The sequence below is a fragment of the Pseudomonas sp. Eqa60 genome (assembly GCF_018326405.1).
Lineage (GTDB): Bacteria > Pseudomonadota > Gammaproteobacteria > Pseudomonadales > Pseudomonadaceae > Aquipseudomonas > Aquipseudomonas protegens.
The window spans coordinates 705,914-724,264 of record NZ_AP024342.1 but is presented as its reverse complement, the minus strand read 5'-3'; the positions used below and the strand labels follow the sequence as shown (position 1 = coordinate 724,264).

Annotated in this window: 18 protein-coding genes and 1 pseudogene; 10 read left to right on the top strand and 9 right to left on the bottom strand. The window is 64.1% G+C overall.

Annotation, left to right across the window (positions count from 1 at the left end; translation table 11 throughout):
• Window positions 1-6 precede the first annotated feature (6 nt).
• The 3 genes and pseudogenes from KI242_RS03180 to KI242_RS03170 form a co-directional block, all read right to left on the bottom strand.
• Window positions 7-1,709: pseudogene (locus KI242_RS03180) on the bottom strand (ShlB/FhaC/HecB family hemolysin secretion/activation protein).
• A gap of 245 nt (window positions 1,710-1,954) precedes the next feature.
• Window positions 1,955-2,254: a PsiF family protein gene (locus KI242_RS03175; protein WP_011058988.1), complete on the bottom strand. Its 300-nt coding sequence runs from the start codon at window positions 2,252-2,254 to the stop codon at window positions 1,955-1,957.
• Between the two features lie 71 nt (window positions 2,255-2,325).
• Window positions 2,326-3,114, bottom strand: coding sequence for a helix-turn-helix domain-containing protein (locus tag KI242_RS03170; protein ID WP_011058987.1), 789 nt, complete (start codon window positions 3,112-3,114; stop codon window positions 2,326-2,328).
• A 96-nt stretch (window positions 3,115-3,210) separates the two neighbouring features.
• Here KI242_RS03170 and KI242_RS03165 point away from each other — a divergent pair, with 96 nt between their 5' ends.
• Window positions 3,211-4,116: a DMT family transporter gene (locus KI242_RS03165; RefSeq protein WP_212805894.1), complete on the top strand. Its 906-nt coding sequence runs from the start codon at window positions 3,211-3,213 to the stop codon at window positions 4,114-4,116.
• 2 nt (window positions 4,117-4,118) lie between these two features.
• Here the strand turns inward: KI242_RS03165 and KI242_RS03160 are convergent, their stop codons facing one another.
• The 3 genes from KI242_RS03160 to KI242_RS03150 form a co-directional block, all read right to left on the bottom strand.
• Window positions 4,119-5,009: a triacylglycerol lipase gene (locus tag KI242_RS03160; protein ID WP_212805893.1), complete on the bottom strand. Its 891-nt coding sequence runs from the start codon at window positions 5,007-5,009 to the stop codon at window positions 4,119-4,121.
• 120 nt (window positions 5,010-5,129) lie between these two features.
• Window positions 5,130-5,435, bottom strand: a complete 306-nt coding sequence (locus KI242_RS03155) for a multidrug efflux SMR transporter (protein ID WP_011058984.1) — start codon at window positions 5,433-5,435, stop codon at window positions 5,130-5,132.
• A 12-nt stretch (window positions 5,436-5,447) separates the two neighbouring features.
• On the bottom strand, window positions 5,448-6,086 hold the full coding sequence (locus KI242_RS03150) for an NAD(P)H-dependent oxidoreductase (protein WP_015633958.1): 639 nt from the start codon (window positions 6,084-6,086) through the stop codon (window positions 5,448-5,450).
• Window positions 6,087-6,211: 125 nt separating this feature from the next.
• Between KI242_RS03150 and KI242_RS03145 the strand changes: the two genes are divergently transcribed.
• Window positions 6,212-7,135 carry a LysR substrate-binding domain-containing protein gene (locus KI242_RS03145; RefSeq protein WP_162470465.1) on the top strand — a complete coding sequence of 308 codons (924 nt, stop codon included), beginning with the start codon at window positions 6,212-6,214 and terminating at the stop codon, window positions 7,133-7,135.
• A gap of 110 nt (window positions 7,136-7,245) precedes the next feature.
• Window positions 7,246-7,776 carry a ferritin-like domain-containing protein gene (locus tag KI242_RS03140; RefSeq protein ID WP_015633957.1) on the top strand — a complete coding sequence of 177 codons (531 nt, stop codon included), beginning with the start codon at window positions 7,246-7,248 and terminating at the stop codon, window positions 7,774-7,776.
• Between the two features lie 66 nt (window positions 7,777-7,842).
• Here KI242_RS03140 and KI242_RS03135 read toward each other — a convergent pair whose 3' ends face one another.
• Window positions 7,843-9,918 carry an AsmA family protein gene (locus KI242_RS03135; RefSeq protein WP_125062439.1) on the bottom strand — a complete coding sequence of 692 codons (2,076 nt, stop codon included), beginning with the start codon at window positions 9,916-9,918 and terminating at the stop codon, window positions 7,843-7,845.
• Window positions 9,919-10,303: 385 nt separating this feature from the next.
• Between KI242_RS03135 and KI242_RS03130 the strand changes: the two genes are divergently transcribed.
• The 7 genes from KI242_RS03130 (at window position 10,304) to KI242_RS03100 (ending at window position 15,567) form a co-directional block, all read left to right on the top strand.
• A complete protein-coding gene (locus KI242_RS03130; RefSeq protein WP_011058979.1) occupies window positions 10,304-10,771 on the top strand; it encodes a hypothetical protein in 468 nt (155 codons plus the stop codon).
• 168 nt (window positions 10,772-10,939) lie between these two features.
• Entirely contained in the window at window positions 10,940-11,572 is a 633-nt protein-coding gene (locus tag KI242_RS03125) for a TetR family transcriptional regulator (RefSeq protein WP_011058978.1), read from the top strand.
• A gap of 280 nt (window positions 11,573-11,852) precedes the next feature.
• Complete coding sequence (gene ureE / locus KI242_RS03120) at window positions 11,853-12,353, top strand: urease accessory protein UreE (protein ID WP_011058977.1); 501 nt, start codon at window positions 11,853-11,855, stop codon at window positions 12,351-12,353.
• Entirely contained in the window at window positions 12,350-13,024 is a 675-nt protein-coding gene (locus KI242_RS03115) for an urease accessory protein UreF (RefSeq protein WP_053148798.1), read from the top strand. Before ureE ends, KI242_RS03115 begins: the two co-directional genes overlap by 4 nt.
• 9 nt (window positions 13,025-13,033) lie before the next feature.
• Complete coding sequence (gene ureG, locus KI242_RS03110) at window positions 13,034-13,648, top strand: urease accessory protein UreG (RefSeq protein WP_212805892.1); 615 nt, start codon at window positions 13,034-13,036, stop codon at window positions 13,646-13,648.
• 38 nt (window positions 13,649-13,686) lie between these two features.
• Window positions 13,687-14,259: a HupE/UreJ family protein gene (locus tag KI242_RS03105; RefSeq protein ID WP_015633953.1), complete on the top strand. Its 573-nt coding sequence runs from the start codon at window positions 13,687-13,689 to the stop codon at window positions 14,257-14,259.
• A 168-nt stretch (window positions 14,260-14,427) separates the two neighbouring features.
• Window positions 14,428-15,567 (top strand): AGE family epimerase/isomerase, encoded by a 1,140-nt coding sequence (locus tag KI242_RS03100; RefSeq protein WP_053148795.1) that lies wholly within the window; start codon window positions 14,428-14,430, stop codon window positions 15,565-15,567.
• Window positions 15,568-15,640: 73 nt separating this feature from the next.
• On the opposite strand, the gene KI242_RS03095 is transcribed toward KI242_RS03100, so the two are convergent.
• Together KI242_RS03095 and KI242_RS03090 are read right to left on the bottom strand one after the other, a co-directional pair.
• Window positions 15,641-16,546 carry a cation diffusion facilitator family transporter gene (locus KI242_RS03095; RefSeq protein WP_011058972.1) on the bottom strand — a complete coding sequence of 302 codons (906 nt, stop codon included), beginning with the start codon at window positions 16,544-16,546 and terminating at the stop codon, window positions 15,641-15,643.
• A gap of 247 nt (window positions 16,547-16,793) precedes the next feature.
• A complete protein-coding gene (locus KI242_RS03090) occupies window positions 16,794-17,561 on the bottom strand; it encodes an SDR family oxidoreductase (protein WP_041115482.1) in 768 nt (255 codons plus the stop codon).
• Window positions 17,562-18,351 lie beyond the last annotated feature (790 nt).

The window sequence follows — 18,351 nt, the reverse complement described above, 5'->3', positions numbered from 1 at the left end:
GGCGAGTCAGAAGAACAGGTCTACCCGGAAGTACACCGGGTGCTCTCGCCTCTCGATAATTGCCGGTCGCTCCAGGGAGCGTGCGAAGCTGACGGATGCAGCCAGGTACTGGCCGCGGGCATTGAGTTCCAGGGCATTGCCGCTCATGCGGCCGCGGGCATCGTGGTTGTAGCGATCGCCCTTGATCACCCCCACGTCATACGCAAAGGCCATGCCGTATTCCTGGACAAAAGGCTGCAACGCCGGCCAGGTCACCGCACGGCGCCAGCGCAGTTGGTTGCGCCAGTAGCCGCCGCTGTTGCCGGACAGGGTCTGGTCCTGGAAGCCACGCACCGAGTTGAGGCCGCCGAGGCTGATGCGCTGGGGGCTGAAGAGCACGTCCTCGCTGCGCTGCCCGGTGGCCAGGCTGTCGAAGCTGAAGTTTTCGTTCCACAGGCGAAAGGGCTGCAGGTAGCTCAGGGTCAGGCTGTATTTGTTGTAACGGGCCACCGGCTCGCTGCCATGGGGATTGCCGCTGCCCTGGGCATCCAGGGCGCCGATGCCCTGCTGCCAGCCAATGTCGGCGTTGACCAGGGCATTGCCGATGCGCCGCCCATGGTTGAAGCCCAGCTGGCTTTCGGTGATGCGGTTGCTGGAAACGTCGATCAGGTTGTCATCGAGGTAGTTGCGCGTGCGCAACTGGCTCAGGCCCAGGCTCATGCCGGTCTTGCTCAGGTTGTCGCGGTGCAGCACCCGTTCGGCGCGCAACTGCTGGTTCTTGCTTTCGCCGTCCATGGTGAAGTCGAAGCCGGTGCTGTCATTGCGGGTGCGGTAGTAGCTCTGGCTGTAGGAATAACTGAGGGTCCACCAGCCCCAGGGCAGGCTGTAGAACAGGCTCTGGTTGTCGGAGTGGCGCCAGCGGTCACTGACCGTGTCCTGATTGGCCCGCAGGCTGAGCTGGTCTGCCAGGCCCAGGGGGCTGTCCCAGTCCAGGCCGAGGCCGGCCTGCTGCTCGCCGGTGCTGTTGTCGCCGCTGTTGTTGCGGGTGGCCGATACCCGCCAGGGCTTCAGACGCTGGCCCTTGAGTCCGACACGGCTGTCGCCCAGTTTCTCTCCCGGGGCCAGTTCCAGTTCCACCTGGCGCGAAGGCAAGCGAGTCAGCTGGTCCACCAGTTGCTCCAGCTCCCGCAGGTTGAGCACCTCGCCGGTGGTGCCGGGAAAGGCCATGGCCAGTTCCCGCGAGCTGGCCAGGGCGGAACTGTCCAGGCTCTCCAGGCGGCCTTCGACCACCACGATGGTCAGTTGCCCCGAGGCCAGTTCCTGGGCCGGCAGGTAGGCCCGGGTGGTGACATAGCCCTGCTGCAGGTAGTGATGGGTGATGGCCTTGAGCAGGGTGTTGATCTGCGTCACCGACAGGCACTGGTCGCGATAGGGCGCCACCAGGCGCTCGCGATCGGCAGCGGAAAGATGATCGGCACCCTTGAGAATCACGGTCTTGATGGTGAAGCAGCGCTGCTCGCCCGGTTGCAGGGCAGGCTCGGGGGCAAGGTCTTGCCGGGGAGTTGCTGGAGTTCGTCGAGGCGCTTCTGCTGCTCTTGCAGCAACTGCTGCTGGCGATCCCGAATCAGGTCGCGATCACCCGGCGTCTGCAGCGGCGCGGCGCTGAGCGCGAGCGAAGCAGACAAAGCACAAAACGCTACTACAGGCCTGAACAAGCCAAAACGCGACATGCTTTCCATTCCCTAGAATCACGGATTTTGGCTGGCCAAACGTCCGCGTGGTGCGTCCCGGCACCTGTTTTCGAAGGGAACAAAGTGTAAATGTAAAAAAATTTACATAACAAAAAAGCGACGAGCGGTAGCTGCCAGACCTATCTCATTGAAAGCTAATGGTTTACGTGCTGCGAAACTCTGAAAAACCGATGCAGGCCAAGGTCCTGTAGCGCGCGCGATACCTCGGCCCCATCGATTCAGGCTCATTTCTTCTTCAGGCAATCACTCATGAACGCCTTGCGCGCATCGCCCTTGAGCGCCTGGGTGGTGGCCGTGGCGTTGCAGGTCTTCATTCTTTCCTGAGGCGTGGACGGGGTAGCCGCAGCTGCCGGGGCCGCCTTGAGGCAAGTGCTCATGAAGGCTTTGCGCTCATCGCCCTTTAGGGTCTTGGCGGTGGCCTCGGCATTGCAGGTGGTCATCTTGTTCTGCTGGGCGGTGGCGGCAAAACCCTGGGAGCACAGCAGCAGGCCCACCATCAACAACGGAATACGCAACATCTTCATGGAGTTTTCTCCTTGTCACCGCACCGACGGGCACGGCCTCCAGCGCAGTGTAGACAAAGCCTGTTACACCTTCACCTGTTCTGCAGGCCGGCCCGGCGATACTGCTCCGGCGTGCTGCCAGCCTGGCGCTGGAACATCGCGATAAACGCCGAGGCGCTGCTGTAGCCCATGTCGAAGGCGATTTCCTGGATGCTGCGCGAGCTCTCCAGGGCCTCGATGGAGGCCAGGAAACGCTGGCGCTGGCGCCATTCGCCAAAACTCATGCCCAATTCGCGCACGAACTGCCGGGCCAGGGTCCGCTCGCTGACATGGGCCAGCCCCGCCCAGTGGGCCAAAGGCTGGTTGTTGCCCGGTTCGGCCTGCAGGGCCTGGAGCACCCGCAGCAGGTCGGGGCTGCTGGCGTAGGGCAGGTAACAGGTATGCACCGGCGCCTGGCGCAACTGGTCCAGCAGCACCTGGGCCAGGCGCTGGTCGGCCTCGCCCTCGGGGATCTGCACGTCACGGGCGGCGAAGTCCTTGAGGATCGCCTTGAGGATCTCGCTGATGGCCAGGGTACTGCCCCCGGCCGGCAACTCGGCACACAGCTCCGGGGCCAGCAGTACGGCGCGGTAGTTGATCGGCTGCGCGGTGTAGAAACTGTGGGGCGTCTGTGGCGGCACCCACACCGCATATTGCGGCGGCGACATGAAACGCTGGCCGGCAATCTCCATGTGCATCACGCCGTGGGCCGAATACTCCAGGCAGCCCCAGGGGTGGCGATGCTCCAGGGCATGGCTGTGGGCGGCGAAGTCGGCATAGCGGAAGTACACCGGCGCGGGCAGCCCGTGGAAATCCAGGAGATCGATGTGTTTTTTGCTCATGCTGTCCGGATGTCGGGGCGGGTTGTCCGGTTCGCAGTATAGGCATTGATCCGGACAAGAGGATAATCAGCCTTCATCAACTGTCTGGTTGTCTCCATGCAATACGCTTATCCACTGCTGGCCATCTTTATCTGGGCCGGCAATACCGTGATCAACAAACTCGCCGTGGGCGCGATCTTTCCCGCGGAGATCGGCTTCTATCGCTGGTTGCTGGCGGGCCTGCTGTTCACCCCCTTCATGCTCAAGCCGGTGATCAAGCACTGGCCGGAGGTCCGCCCCAACCTCTGGCGCATCGCCATTCTCGGCGTGCTGGGCATGGCGGTGTACCAGAGCCTGGCCTACTTCGCCGCCAGCCTGACCTCGGCCACCAACATGGGCATCATCCTTTCGCTGATGCCGCTGATGTCCCTGGCCATGGCCATCGCGGCCCTGGGCCAGCGCCTGACTGCCGGAGCCCTGGTGGGCGCCGTGCTGTCCTTCGCCGGGGTGCTGGTGGTGGTGTCCTCCGGCAGCCTGGCCGCGCTGCTGCAACACGGGGTCAACCTGGGGGACGCGATGATGCTGGTGGCCACCCTGGCCTACGCCATCTACAGCACCCTGCTGAAGAAATGGCAGCTGCGCCTGCCGCCGCTGGTGCTGTTGTATCTGCAGGTGCTGGTGGCGGTCGTGGTGCTGCTACCGTTGTTCCTGGCTTCGCCGAAGGCAGGCCCGACTCTGCAGAACATTCCGCTGGTGCTCTATGCCTGCCTGTTGGCTTCGATGCTCGCGCCCTTGGCCTGGATGCAGGCGGTGGTGCGCCTGGGGCCAAGCCGGACCACGCTGTTTTTCAATCTGCTGCCGTTGATCACGGCGCTGATTGCGGCAGTGGTGCTGCATGAGCAGTTGGCCTGGTTCCATTTGGTGGGTGGCTTGCTGACCTTGGGCGGGGTGATTCTCTCGGAACGCTGGACCACCGTGCTGGGACCGCTCGCCGGCAAGCCGGCTTCTGCCGGGCAACGCTGAGATCAGAGGCCGGCGGCCTTGAGGCGCCGGGCATGTTCGACGAACAGGCGGATCGGCTCAGCGCCCTTGCCCACCAGCCCCAGGGACTGATTGACGATATCGAAATGGTCCAGCGGGTAATCATCGCCAATGACCTGCCCCAGGTGCGAGCTGTAGCGCCCCACCATGCCGTCGCACTGGCCGGCTTCACGGACGAAGGTGCGGGCGAACAGCCGGCAACTGCGGTTGGTGCCGTCGAACAGGTTACGCCCGCGGTTGGTCTTGCCCGGCTGCAAAATGCCGGACCAGGAGTAGTAGTGCACACCGTTGACCTGCGCCGGCCCTTGCCCGCCCCATTCCTGCGGCAACCCCTGGGGGTACTGGCGGTTGAACAGGGCCACGCCCTCGGTGGTCAGGGACTGGTGCGAAGCATGGATATCCACCGGCTGCTTCGGTCCGCGATAGCCGGTTTCCAGCAACCGCATCAGGCTTGAAATCCCCCTTAGCAGCAGGCTCAGCACTCGCCCCCGCAGGCTATGGGCGGGTGAATGCCGTTGCAGATAATCCGCCAGCTCGGAGCCATGGTTGGGCCCCGCCACCGACGTTACCGAGGCCACCCAGTCCGGGCGCTTGGCGGCGGCGTAGCGCGCGGTGAGCGCGCCCTGGCTGTGGCCGATCAGGTTGACTCGGGCGGCGCCGGTCTCGGCCATGATCCGCTGGATCTGCGCCAGCAACTGCTCACCGCGCACCTCGCTGGAATTGAGCGGCGAGACCTGCACCGCGATCACCTGCGCCCCGCCCCGGCGCAAGGCCGGAATGATCCCGTACCAGTAGGGGTACAGCAGCAGGCGGACAAAGCCGAGCATGCCGGGCACCAGGACCAGGGGGTAACGGGTGGCAAGCTCTTGGGACATGCGGCGACATCCTTGTGCGAAGGCAGCGGGGCTGGCTGAAAGCTAGACCATAACCGAGGCCGTCGTCAGCCCCCATGACGCTTTGGCGACAAACCGGTGACAGCCCGTTTCTCCCGGCAGCTACTTCAGCCCGGCCACCCCCGCCACGATCAGCCCCACCGACACCAGCTTGACCGCCGTCAGGCTTTCTCCCAGCAGCAGGCAGCCCAGCAGCACCGTGCCCAGGGAACCGATGGCGGTCCAGATCGGGTAGGCCACGCTCACCGGCAACTCGCGCATGGCCAGGGTCAGGAAATAGATCCCGCCCACCGCCGCGACCACCGTCAGCAGCGACGGCCAGGGCCGGGTAAAGCCCTCGGCGTACTTCATGCCCATGGCGAACGTGACCTCGAAGGCCGCCGCCAGCAGCAGGAACATCCAGGCCATGGCGCCGCCCCCTCAGAAACTCTGCGCCAGGGCCAGCAGGCGCTGCTGGGCTTCGCCACAGGACTGCGCGAATCGCTCGGGCGCCGACTCCTCGCCTTCCGCCGCAACCACGGTGACGTCTTCGATACCGATAAAACCCAGGGCCGTGCGCAACCAGCGGTCCGCGTGGTTCATCGCTTCATGCTCGCCCCCCGGGCCAAAGCCGCCCCCGCCGCGGCTGGTAACGATCAACACCTTCTTGCCCTGCACCAGGGGCTGGTACTGGGCCACGCCGTTGTCCTGATGGGTGTTGAAGGTCAGCCCCAGGCGCACGATGTGATCGACCCAGGCCTTGATCCCGCTGGGCACGCTGAAGTTGTGCATTGGCGCCGAGATCACCAGGCGCTGATGGCCAAGCAACTCCGCCACCAGTTCGTCGCTCAGGGCCAGGTCGGCCTGCATCGACAGAGGCCGCGCCTCGGGCTGTGGATAAAACGCGGCGGCGATAAAGGCTTCGCTGACGTGGGGCAAGGCACCCCGGCCAACCTCGCGCCGGGTCAACCGCCCCTGGGGATTGGCCGCTTGCCAGGCCTGGAGGAAGGCGTCGGCCAGGCGCCGGCTGTGGGAACGCTCGCCCCGTGGGCTACCGTGGATCGCAAGAACTGTACTCATCTCATCTGCCTCAGAGGGGTTGCTGATGGCGGCCTTGAAACCAAGGCCGGTCCGCGCTAAAGCTAAGAGCACAGCCGCACTGCAACAAATGAACAGAATTTCTTCCAGATGAATTTATCTCAGCCATGGAGCACTCAATGTTCGCCCACCTGCCCCTCACCGCCCTGCGCACTTTCGAGTCCGCCGCGCGCCTGCTGAGTTTCAAGGCCGCCGCCGAGGACCTGTCGGTGACGCCCACCGCGGTGTCGCACCAGATCCGCAGCCTGGAGCACTGGCTGGGGGTGGCGCTGTTCGAACGACTGCCGCGCCAGGTGCGCCTGACCGAGCCCGGCCAGCGCTTGTTTCACAGCTTGCACGGTGCTCTTTTGGAAGTGACCCAGAGTGTCGATACGCTGCGGCCCACACCCAGCAATGCCCAACTGACCGTTTCCACCACCGCGGCCTTTGCCGCCCTGTGGCTGGTACCGCGGCTGGGGCGCTTCTATGCCCGGCACCCCGGCATCAGCCTGCGCCTGGATACCCAATGCGAGGTGGTGGACCTGCAACAGGACGCCAGCATCGACGTGGCGATCCGCTACAGCCAGGAGGGCTACCTGGACCTGCACGGCCTGTGCCTGTTCGACGAACGTTTCGCAGTCTACGGCTCGCCCCAGCAGGTGGCCCTGGCCCGCCAGCAGGCACCGACCCTGATCAGCGTGCACTGGCGCAACTCCCGGCTGTATGCCGACGGTTGGCAGGCCTGGTGCGCCCAGGCCGGGGAAAGCTGGTTCGATGACGCGCCGCTGATCCGCTCCTACGACGAGGAACAGTACGCCCTGCAAGCGGCCATTGCCGGCCAGGGCCTGGTCCTGGCCAGCGACATCCTGGTGTCCCAGAGCGTGGCCAGCGGCCTGCTGCAGCCCTACCGACCCGAAGTCCAGGTGGACGGCGCCGGCTACAGCGCCCTGTGCGTGCCCGGCCGCGAGCGCCATCCGCCGGTGCGCGCCTTTCTTCAATGGCTGCAGCAGGAATCATTGCTGGCCGGGCACCCGCCACTGGCACGCAGTTGACCGCCGGGCACATCCGATAAAACTTTTTGCCGCCGCCGCGACTCACAACCAAGGTAGCGATCAGGCCAACAGAGCCTGGCGTAAATCGGATTAGCCTCCAGGAGATCGAGATGAGCGACATGCATTTGTCTGATGTGAACACCCTGCGCGAACGGGCCCGCCAACACGTGGAAAACGGAGCCGTGACCGAGGGCTACAACGCCGATCGCGAGGAGATACTGCGCCTGCTCAACGAGTCGCTGGCCACCGAGCTGGTCTGTGTGTTGCGCTACAAGCGCCACTACTTCATGGCCAACGGGATCAAGGCCAGCGTCGCCGCCAGCGAGTTCCTCGAACACGCCACCCAGGAAGCCGAGCACGCCGACAAACTGGCCGAGCGCATCGTCCAGCTCGGTGGCGAACCGGAGTTCAACCCCGACCTGCTGTCCAAGCACTCCCATGCCCAGTACGTGGCCGGCAACACCTTGAAGGAAATGGTCTACGAAGACCTAGTGGCGGAGCGCATCGCGGTCGACAGCTACCGCGAGATCATCCAGTACATCGGTGACAAGGACCCCACCACCCGCCGCCTGTTCGAAGAGATCCTGGCCCAGGAAGAAGAACACGCCGACGACATGGCAGACATCCTCAACGACCTGTAACGCCCTCTCCCCCAAGCCCGCCCTGCCTGCAGCGGCGGGCTTTTTTCTGGCCGCGCGCCCAGGCCCTTAATGAGTCGGTTTCACCGTCACCGGTGCCTTGCCCGAGCGCATCTGCTGCAACAGCGGCGCGCACTGGTTGGGCTCATCGCCGCTGGGCGCCACCAGCGCCAGCAGCCCCGCCGCCGGCCCGGCGATCACCCCCAGGGCCACCATGCCGGCACCGCGCAGTACCAGGGGCACGGCCTTGACCCCGGCACTGGGCTGGATGAACTTGCCCTGTACATAAAGCGGCGAGCGCAGGGAGAACAGGCGCAGGCCCTTGGATTCCGGAGTGATGGTCAGGTCCAGTTGCTCGCTGGCCATATTGGCGGTGCCATCGATGTAGATGATGGCGTTCTCGGTGTCGAAGACGAACAGCCGGGAAGTCGCCAGGCCGCTCTTGATGCCGAAGTCGGCCGCCGCGCAATTGATCTTCACTTCCTTGTCGCCAAACATCTTGCCGACCACATAGTTGCCGACGTTGAGCCCGGCGATTTCCATCAGGCTGCGGCTGATGGCGCCATCGTTGATCAGCATCTTCAGGTCACCGTTGGCGCTGCCCAGCAGGGCCGCCACCGAGTTGCCGCGACCGGCGATGTCGGCATCGCCATTGAGCTCGCCAAAGCTGGTCTTCATCGGTTCGAAGGTGGGGAACAGTTGCTTGAGCTTGAAATTGCGCGCCGTCAGCCTGGCCCGGCCCTCCAGCGGCGTGGTGTGGCCGTTGAGGCGGATCTGGGCGTCGAGCTTGCCGCCGGCCACGCCGAAGCGCAGGGGCTCCAGGCTGAGCTGGCCGTCGTTGAGCACCAGGTGGGTGTACAGATCGGTGAACGGCAGCTCGGCGCTGTGGACGATGCGCTTGCCGGTGAATTCCACATCGGCGTCCATGTCCCGCCAGCGCTCGGTGCGGAACTCTTCCACCGGCAGCACCTTGTCCGCCGGCTGCTTGCTCTCGCCGCCCCGGGCCTTCTGCTTGGCGTTGGAGTCGGCGCCGATCAGCGGCGCCAGGTCGCTCATCAGCAACTGGTTGGACACCAGCGCGCCACTGAGTTTGGGCCGTGGCTGGCTGGCCACGTAGGTCAGGTTGCCGTGGATGTCGCTGTCGCCGATCTTGCCGTTGAAGTCCTGGTAACTGAAGGTCGCGCCCGCCGGATCGTGCAGCTTGGCGGTCAGGTGGCCGTCGGTGGAATAGGGCGGCGAATCCGGCAGGGTCACCCCGGTCAGCGGGTAGAGGTTGCCCAGGCTGGTGCCCGCCAGCTTCAGGCGCAGGTCCAGGGCGCCGAGGTTCAGCGGGTCGGTCAGGCTGCCGCGCAGCTCCACCTTGGTGTCGCCGATCTGCGCCTGGGCCTGCAGCGGAAACGGCTTGCGGGAATCCTGCAAGGCCAGCAGGCCGCCGATCTTGCCGGTGCCGGCGAGCTTCTGCCCGTGATACTGGCCCTTGACCTTGAGGGCGAAGGCATAGGCCTGGGCCTCGGCGCCTTTCTCGGCCACCTTCTTCGCTTCACTTTCACCGACGATATCGCTGAACGGGATCGGCTTGCCGAGCAGTTCCACCTGCAGGTCCAGCTGGGTCTTCAGGCTCTGGTCATCGAGGGTCACGTGGCCCTTGTCGAAACCGATGGCACCGATGTCCACCGTCCAGTTGGACGGTTCGGCGTTCGGGTCCTTGGGGTCGAACTTGAAAGTCCAGTTGGCGCGCCCATCGGCCAGGCGCTGCAACGCGGCGTCGGGCTCGGTGAGGTCGATGCGCGGAATGCTCACCCGTTGCGCCAGCAGGGCCAGAGGCGAAATGCGCAGCTCAACCCGCTTGAGGCTGACCATCTCCGGCGCCTTGGACCAGTCCGGGTTGCCCAGGGTCAGGTCCTGGGCCACCACGTGAGGCCAGGGCACCCAGGCCCGCCAGCCACCTTCGTCAGGTTCGCGTTGCCAGACCACCGACAAATCGCCATTGATCGCGAAGGGCCGGTGCAACTCCTCGGAGACCTTGGCATTGAGCGTGGGTTTGATCCGGTTCCAATCGAAGAACGCGATCACCAGTACCAGCACCGCCAGTAGCAGGATCAGGCCAGTGATGGACCAGGCGAGAATTTTACGAGTGCGCGTCATTGCACGAGGCTCCTGAAGACAACTGAGCGCCCAACCACGACGCATCGATGAACTGCCGATGGAAAAATCACCGGCCATGAAAACTACGACTGACAAAGCCCGCGCAGGTTTAATCCGGCTACCCGATCCGCTGAAAAAACCTGCTTTCCTGATCACTCGGACAGCTTTGTGTTACCTCGAGCCGCCCCTCCCTGAAGCGGCAGTGAGTCGAAAATACCCACCCTGGTGCAAAAGCAATCGGCGTTAACGCCCGAGCTAGAGCCTTCGCGGCAAACAATCAATTCCGTTGATTATTACCATTGTGTTTATGAACTTTTATATCGATTTAGCGGCGGTAACATTAGCTCCGTACCCAATTTATCGCCCTACCAAGGAGCAACCCATCATGAAACGCCAACTTTTACTGAGCCTCGCCTTATCTGTTCTGGCTGCCAACGCCTTCGCCCTGCCAGCTGCTGAACAAGCCACCCCACAGGTCAAGGCCAGCCACAGCGTGTTCACCCAGACCCTGGCCGAAGGCGGTTCGGATCGCCTGATCGAACGCAACAAAGTCGCTGCCGACGGTTATGACCGTACTCCACAAGGCCAGAGCGTTGCCGAAGACGGCTATGATCGCACCCCTCAAGGCCAGAACGTTGCCGAAGATGGCTACGACCGTACACCTCAAGGCCAGAACGTCGCCGAAGATGGCTACGACCGCACCCCACAAGGTCAAAACGTAGCTGAAGGCGGCCGTGATCGCCTGGAAGAGAAAGGCCTGGTGGAAGATGGCTACAGCCGTACACCTCAAGGTCAGACCGTTGCCGAAGGCGGTGCTGATCGCCTGGCCGAACGTCATCAAGCTGCGAGCTGAGGCCATGCTGGCCCTGGAAAAAAGCCCGATCCCTGGATCGGGCTTTGACTTTTATAGCAGCTGCATTTTTCCCCCTGCCTCTCCCGCCTGTCTCTGACAGCAGTTCGACTCCGGCAAAGTTGATTTGCTAGAGTGCGCCGCTCCCATTGAGCAAAGAACGCCCCGCCGATGCTGCCCCGCGCCGAACAGAAGCAACAGACCCGCAACGCCCTGATGGATGCCGCCCGGCACCTGATGGAGTGTGGCCGTGGGTTTGGCAGCCTGAGCCTGCGGGAAGTGGCAAAAGCCGCGGGTATCGTGCCCACCGGTTTCTACCGGCACTTCAGCGACATGGACCAACTGGGCCTGGAACTGGTCAGCGAAGTCGGCCAGACCTTTCGCGAAACCATCCGCCTGGTGCGCCACAATGAATTCGTCATGGGCGGCATCATCGATGCCTCGGTACGCATCTTCCTCGATGTAGTGGAAGCCAAGCGCTCGCAGTTCCTGTTTCTGGCCCGAGAGCAGTACGGCGGCTCACTGCCGGTTCGCCAGGCCATCGCCACCTTGCGCGAGAACATCAGTTCGGACCTCGCCGCCGACCTCACCCTGATGCCCAAGCTCCAGCACCTGGACGCCGCCGATCTCAGCGTCATGGCCGACCTGATCGTCAAAAGCGTGTTCGCCACCCTGCCCGACATCATCGATCCCCCGGCCCAGGCCCTGCCCGAACACCTCACGCCCCAGGCCAAGATCACCCAGCAACTGCGCTTCATCTTCATCGGCCTCAAGCACTGGCAAGGCCTGGGCAGCACCGAGTAACTCGCCCGCACCGCTCCCCCTTCACACTATGCGCCCCGCTCTGGGCTGCGCGTTTGCGCCTGCCTGCCCGCCGGGCACCGGATTGCAGCAAAAACATTTCCCGCGCACCAACTCAGTGCTATAAATCAGCTCAGCGCATCAATTTGTAACAAGATGAAACAAGGTTTTGCCCCTTTTTCAGGCGCAGTTCCGGCATCGAGAAAGGGTTTTTCCTCTCCACCGAGTGATTGGCAAGGCCCTTGCTCTGGCTTGTGCATCGCTCATAGCTGGAAGCTTTCCGATGCTGGTGATCCACCGCAGAACCACTCCCCAAGCCACCTGGTCCGCCGAACTGCACCTGACTTACGAGGCCCGCAGCAAAAGCCGCCTGCGCTGTTTCAGTGCCGCCGGTGAAGACGTCGGCCTGTTTCTGGAGCGGGGCCAGCCACCGCTGCACGATGGGGAGTTCCTGGAGGCCGAGGACGGGCGCATCGTCAAGGTCTGCGCCCGCCCGGAAGCCCTGCTGCACGTCACCTGCCGCAACGCCTTCGAACTGACCCGCGCCGCCTATCACCTGGGCAACCGCCACGTGGCCCTGCAGGTGGGTGACGGCTGGCTGCGCCTGCTGGACGACTATGTGCTCAAGGCCATGCTCGAACAGCTGGGGGCCAGCACCGCGCCCCTTGAGGCACCGTTCCAGCCCGAGCATGGCGCCTATGGCGGCGGCCACCATCATTCGCGCCACGGCGATGAAGACTTCAACTATCCGCCGCGCCTGCACCAGTTCGGCGTCCGCCCATGAACCCGGCCTGGGCCCTGCTGCGCCTGGCCAGCCCGCAGTTGCCGATTGGCGGCTACAGCTATTCCCAGGGCCTGGAAATGGCCGTGGAGCAGCAGCGGGTAAATGATCAGGCCAGCGCCCGCCGCTGGATCAGCGATCAACTGCTGCTGAACCTGGCACGCTTCGAAGCACCGCTGCTGCTCGCCCACTGCCAGGCCGCAGCCGACCAGGACTGGGCCCGCTTGCAGCAGTTGAGCGAGGAACATCGGGCCAGCCGCGAAACCCGCGAGCTTTACCAGGAAAGCCGGCAGATGGGTTATTCCCTCAAGCAACTGCTGGAGGGTTTGCCGGAACTGGACAGCGATGCCAGGGAACTGCTGACGCACCAGGACGAACCACACCTGGCCCTGGGCTGGGCCCTGGCGGCACGGGCCTGGGGCATCAGCCCGGCGGACGCCCTGGCCGCCTGGCTGTGGAGCTGGCTGGAGAACCAGCTGGCGGTGCTGATGAAGACCCTGCCCCTGGGCCAGCAGGCCGCCCAGCGCCTGACCAGCGAGCTGCTGCCACTGTTGCAGCAAGCCCAGCACAACGCCGCGAACTTTGACCCCAACCATCATGGCAGCGCCGCTTTCGGCCTGTCCCTGGCGAGCATGGCCCACGAGCGCCAGTACAGCCGCCTGTTCCGTTCCTAGGAGAAACTCATGAACGCACAACCTCTGCGCGTCGGCATCGGCGGCCCGGTGGGCTCCGGTAAAACCGCCCTGACCCTGGCCCTGTGCCTGGCCCTGCGCGAGCGCTACAACCTGGCGGTGGTGACCAACGATATCTACACCCGTGAAGACGCCGACTTCCTGGTACGCAATGAGGCCCTGGCGCCGGAACGGATCATCGGCGTGGAAACCGGCGGCTGCCCGCACACCGCGATCCGCGAAGACGCCTCGATCAATCTGGAAGCGGTAGACCAGTTGAGCCGGCGCTTTCCCGGGCTCGACCTGATCCTGGTGGAGTCCGGCGGCGACAACCTCTCGGCCACCTTCAGCCCCGAACTCTCCGATCTGACCATCTATGTGATCGACGTTTCCGCCGGTGACAAGCTGCCGCGCAAGGGCGGTCCGGGCATCTGCAAATCCGACCTGCTGGTGATCAACAAGATCGACCTGGCGCCGCTGGTGGGAGCCTCCCTGGAGATGATGAACAGCGATACCCAGCGCATGCGCGGCGGCAAGCCGTTCGTCTTCAGCAACCAGAAAACCGGCCAGGGCCTGGCGGACATCATCGCCTTCATCGAACGCCAGGGCCTGCTCACCGCTGCCTGATCCCCGAACCCAATCCGCTCAACAAGGAAAGCCACTCCATGACCCTAAAACGCATCCTCGGGGCCCTGGCCCTGCTGCTGACCCCGGCCCTGGCCTTCGCCCACCCGGGCCATGGCGACAACGGCCTGATGGCCGGTATCAGCCACCCCATCAGCGGCCTCGACCACCTGCTGGCCATGCTCGCTGTCGGCCTGTGGGCCGCCCAGCAGCAAGGCGCCGCGCGCTGGGCGCTGCCTTGCACCTTCGTCGGCACCATGCTGATCGGTGGTGTGCTGGGCTTCGAGGGCCTGGAGTTGCCGGCCCTGGAAAGCGGCATCGCCGCCTCGGTATTGGCCCTGGGCCTGGCCGTGGCCCTGGCCGTGCGCCCGCCCCTGAGCCTGGCGATTGCCGCCACCGCGCTGTTTGCCCTGTTCCATGGCGTGGCCCACGGCCTGGAACTGCCGGACATGTCCAGCCCTTGGGCCTATGCCGCCGGTTTTGTGGCGGCCACTGCGGCCCTGCATGCCGCCGGCTATGCCGTGGTACGGGTACTGCCTCAGGCGGCAGCGCCGCTGGTGCGCCTGGCCGGTGCGGCCTCGGCCGCTACGGGCGTCTGGTTGCTGGCAGGCTGATCCCTGCTTCATCTGCAGGAGCCGGCGTGCCGGCGAAGGCGGTCCTGCGGGCCTCCTTCGCTGGCAAGCCAGCTCCTGCCAGCAGGTCGTGCTCGGCGGGCAAGCCGCCTTGTGGGGCTTCTCTGGTAACATGTCGCGCATTCAAAACTGCCGTGACGACGCCAGCCAATGCCCGATGTATCCCGCTCCGCCACCTCGCCTGAATCGAGCGCTCTGTTCAACGCCATGCAGCAGCATTTCCACAAGGTGATAGTGCCGCTGTGGCAAGGCCCGGGCTGGAATCCGCAGTTGGCGCTGCCCTATGAGGCGCTGGACGCCGAGCATCGGCCGCTGCCGCCGCAGCGCTATCGAGCCATGGCCTGTGCCCGGCAGTTGTATCTGTTCTCCCAATTGATCGGCGATGCCGCCGCGCCCTTTGCCCAGGAGCGCGCCGCCGCGCTGTTCCGCTCGCTGCAGCGGCACTTTCACGACGCCGAGCACGGCGGCTGGTTCTACAGCATCGACCCCGAAGGCGCGCCGCTGGATAGGCGCAAGGACCTCTACACCCACGCCTTCATCCTCTTCGCCTGCGCTCACTACTGGGCCAAGGTCCGCGAGCCGTTGGTGGAGTCGGTGCTCAACGCCGCCCTGGAAGTGGTAGCCCAGCGCTTCGCCCGCGGCGACGGGCTCTACGAAGCCAGCCTCGCCGAGGACTGGTCCATATTGGGTTCGGGGCCGCTGCAAAATCCACTGATGCACCTGGCCGAAGCCTTTCTCGCGATCCTGGCCGTACGCGAGGACGCTGCGGTGCAAGCCGCGTTGCTGGACCTGTGCCAGGCCATGCAGCAGCAGTTCATCGACCCCCAGCACGGGGTGATGATGGAGAAGCCCCTGGGAGCTGTGGATAACTGGTTCGAGCCGGGGCACCAGTTCGAGTGGTACTTCCTGCTGGCCTCGTCACAGTTACTGCGCGGCAGCGCCCTGCACGCTTGCGTGGAACGAGCCTTCGCCTTTACCGAGCAACTGGGAGTCGAGCCCGAGAGCGGCGCCGTGTGCGCCATGCTCGAACTGCCGCCCCGAGCCGGCGTCAAGGACGCCACCCAGCGCATCTGGGCCCAGGCCGAATACCTGCGTGCCCTGACCTTGCGCCCGGCTGGCCAGGCGCCCTTGCTGCGTCAGCTAAAAGCGCTGCAAGCGCATTTCCTGCATGCAGGGGGCTGGAATGAATGCCTGGATGCCAACGGCGCGGTCAGCCGGCGGGATATGCCCTCGACCACGCCTTATCACCTGGCGACCTGCTATCGCGGGCTGGCGGAATATTTTGCCTGAGGCCCTTGGCCGGCAAGCCGGCTCCTACGCGGTGTTGTAGGAGCCGGCTTGCCGGCGAAACAGGCGCCGCCCCTCAAGCGATCCACTTGCGATCCCCGGTAAAGCTGATGGTCAGCCAGCGCGCTGCGTCGGCCTCTCCCAACTGGCTGGAAATCTCCTCGCGCAAGCGGTCCAGAGTCGCCACATCCTGCAGCGGATAGTGCGCCGGCAAGACGATATGGATCTCGATAAACCGCGCCCGACCGTGCTTCTGCACGTAGCTGATGTAGTCGTCGAAACCATGGGCGGCCTTGGCCTGCTCCATCACATTGCGGACCTTTTCGTCCAACTGGTCCGGGGCGATCCCCAGCACATCACGCAGGGCCGGGCGCAGGATCTTCAGCGCCGGCGGCAACATGCTCAGGGCCAGCAGGATCAGGATCGCCGGGTCGACATACACCGCCCACTGGCCGTGCCCGTACTGCTTGAGCAGCAAGGCGATGATGAAGCTCACCAGCAGCCCCACCGATAGCATCGCGTCCACCAGCCAGCTGATGTTGTCGAACTGGATCAGCGACGACTTGAGCTTGCGGTTACGCCGGCGCACGTAGAAGAAGTAGGCGAACTCCGCCACGGCGAAAAACGCTGCATAGAAAATCACCAGCCCCAGCTCGACCTCGCGGCCACCGTTGATGATGCCGAACACCCCATTGAGGAAGGCGTAGATGGCGATCAGCATCAGGAAGCTGCCTTCGATCAGCAGCACCATGGGTTCCAGGTGCCAGAAGCCGAACTGGAAACGGTGGTTGCTTTCCTTGGCGATCAGCTTGGCGGTGATCAGCATCAGGACCTTGATGAAGGTGGCGATCAGCGAAAAAAATCCATCGAACAGGATGGATTGGGCGCCAGAAACAAAACCCGTGACGATACCGGCGATCGCCACGGCGAACATCAGTACGGTCGATTGTTTGAGCAGAGCCTGCTCACCTCGGTTACTCACGATTCCTCCTATCGAACTTCAAAAACGCCGCCTCGTGTGAGGCAGCGGCGAAATTTCTGGCGGGAATTCTAACCTGTCAGGGCTGACCACAAGCTGAAACGAATCAGCTTATGTGTATCCGAGTACAACTGTAGCCGCTGCCGAGCGATGGCGAGGCTGCGACCGCCTCCGCAGGAGGCGCAAGATCTTGCGGGCGCTGGAGGGCCCTGCGGCCCTGTCGCAGCCTGCGGCAGCGGCTACAGGGGGCTCATGACTTGGCGTTGCGTTCGATGGCGAAACCGGCCCAGGTCTGGCTCACAGGCATCAGCTCCAGGCTGTTGATGTTGACGTGTGCCGGGGTATTGAGCACCCAGAAAATGGTGTCGGCGATGTCCTCGGGCTGGATTGGCTCGGCCCCGGCGTAGGTGGCGTCGTAGCGTGCCTGGTCACCGGCGAAGCGCACCAGGGAGAACTCGCTTTCGCACAGCCCCGGCTCGATGTTGGTGACGCGCACGCCGGTGCCCTGCAGGTCGCAGCGCAGGTTCAGGGAGAACTGTTTGACGAAGGCCTTGCTCGCGCCATAGACGTGGCTGCCCGGGTACGGGTAGTTGCCGGCGATGGAGCCCAGGTTGACGATGCCTGCGCCGCGGCCATGGGCGATCAACCGTGGCAGCAGCAGGCGGGTGCTGTACATCAGGCCCTTGATGTTGGTGTCGACCATGGTGTCCCAGTCATCCAGGTCGCACTTGGGCGCCGGGTCCACGCCCAGGGCCAGGCCGGCGTTGTTGATCAGCCCGCGCAGCTTGCTGAACGAAGGCGGCAACTGGGCGATGGCCTCTTCCATAGCCTTGCGGTCGCGCACATCGAGCACCAGGCCATGCACCTCGGTCTGTTTGGACAGCTCCGCGCACAGGGCGCTGAGGCGCTCCTCGCGGCGGCCGGTCAGTACCAGGGACCAGCCGGCTGCGGCAAAGCGCCGGGCGCAGGCTTCGCCAAAACCGGAAGTCGCGCCCGTAATGAACAGTGTGGAAGTCATGGTGTTCTCCTTGCTGGGTGGCGAGCCGCCGTTTCGATAAAAAACGCTTCGCAGCATGCCCGGGCCGGCTCCTACCGGCAACCGCGCCGTTGGCCGTAAAGAGCCGCAAGCGGTGAGCGCGCCCGATGCTCGCTGTACAAAAAACACTCACCAGGCGCCAAGCCACGGGTTACATGGCCTGCAGCCATGTGCACGCACCTTATCCACAGGCCGGTCCACAGTCTTTGGGGGCAAGTGCAAAGGGCTGAAAGCCGCTATCCACAGGGCCTGCGCGGGTCCAGCAGAAGTTTTTTGCTTGACCCGGACCGCGGGTCCATGCAGCCGGCCCGGGCAAAGATGACCGCACGGTCAAGGTTGACAAGGCCAGAGGCCAGTAACTACGCCGCTCAGAGCCGTCTTTCCAGAGTTTAATCACAGACTTATCCACAGGCTTATTCCAACCCTTTTCCAGGTACAGCTGCGACAATAAAAAGGTTGACAAGCGCACCTTCAGCTCCCATAAAAAGCACCGATCAAAAAACAACCAATCGCCTGCAAGCCACGTGGTTAAAGGCCTGCAGCCAGCTACACCCACGTTACCCACAGCCCGCTCCACAGCAAACGGGGACAAGTCAAAACAGTGGAAAAACAACTGTTTGCAGCGTCTTTATGCCGCGTTAAAGCAGCTTGCCAGGAATGTTTTCCACAATTACCGGACACAGGCTTGGTGCAGGCGCAAAGCGCCAGTCGGCGCTCGGTGAAATCAGAAAGGCGGTCAGGCGGCCCCCTTCGCTGGCAAGCCAGCGCCTAC

Excerpts from the sequence above, each read along its gene's own strand:
- KI242_RS03175 (WP_011058988.1), bottom strand. The coding sequence starts at position 2,254 with ATGAAGATGTTGCGTATTCCGTTGTTGATGGTGGGCCTGCTGCTGTGC.
- KI242_RS03170 (WP_011058987.1), bottom strand. The coding sequence starts at position 3,114 with ATGAGCAAAAAACACATCGATCTCCTGGATTTCCACGGGCTGCCCGCG.
- KI242_RS03165 (WP_212805894.1), top strand. The coding sequence starts at position 3,211 with ATGCAATACGCTTATCCACTGCTGGCCATCTTTATCTGGGCCGGCAAT.
- KI242_RS03160 (WP_212805893.1), bottom strand. The coding sequence starts at position 5,009 with ATGTCCCAAGAGCTTGCCACCCGTTACCCCCTGGTCCTGGTGCCCGGC.
- KI242_RS03155 (WP_011058984.1), bottom strand. The coding sequence starts at position 5,435 with ATGGCCTGGATGTTCCTGCTGCTGGCGGCGGCCTTCGAGGTCACGTTC.
- KI242_RS03150 (WP_015633958.1), bottom strand. The coding sequence starts at position 6,086 with ATGAGTACAGTTCTTGCGATCCACGGTAGCCCACGGGGCGAGCGTTCC.
- KI242_RS03145 (WP_162470465.1), top strand. The coding sequence starts at position 6,212 with ATGGAGCACTCAATGTTCGCCCACCTGCCCCTCACCGCCCTGCGCACT.
- KI242_RS03140 (WP_015633957.1), top strand. The coding sequence starts at position 7,246 with ATGAGCGACATGCATTTGTCTGATGTGAACACCCTGCGCGAACGGGCC.
- KI242_RS03135 (WP_125062439.1), bottom strand. The coding sequence starts at position 9,918 with ATGACGCGCACTCGTAAAATTCTCGCCTGGTCCATCACTGGCCTGATC.
- KI242_RS03130 (WP_011058979.1), top strand. The coding sequence starts at position 10,304 with ATGAAACGCCAACTTTTACTGAGCCTCGCCTTATCTGTTCTGGCTGCC.
- KI242_RS03125 (WP_011058978.1), top strand. The coding sequence starts at position 10,940 with ATGCTGCCCCGCGCCGAACAGAAGCAACAGACCCGCAACGCCCTGATG.
- ureE (WP_011058977.1), top strand. The coding sequence starts at position 11,853 with ATGCTGGTGATCCACCGCAGAACCACTCCCCAAGCCACCTGGTCCGCC.
- KI242_RS03115 (WP_053148798.1), top strand. The coding sequence starts at position 12,350 with ATGAACCCGGCCTGGGCCCTGCTGCGCCTGGCCAGCCCGCAGTTGCCG.
- ureG (WP_212805892.1), top strand. The coding sequence starts at position 13,034 with ATGAACGCACAACCTCTGCGCGTCGGCATCGGCGGCCCGGTGGGCTCC.
- KI242_RS03105 (WP_015633953.1), top strand. The coding sequence starts at position 13,687 with ATGACCCTAAAACGCATCCTCGGGGCCCTGGCCCTGCTGCTGACCCCG.
- KI242_RS03100 (WP_053148795.1), top strand. The coding sequence starts at position 14,428 with ATGCCCGATGTATCCCGCTCCGCCACCTCGCCTGAATCGAGCGCTCTG.
- KI242_RS03090 (WP_041115482.1), bottom strand. The coding sequence starts at position 17,561 with ATGACTTCCACACTGTTCATTACGGGCGCGACTTCCGGTTTTGGCGAA.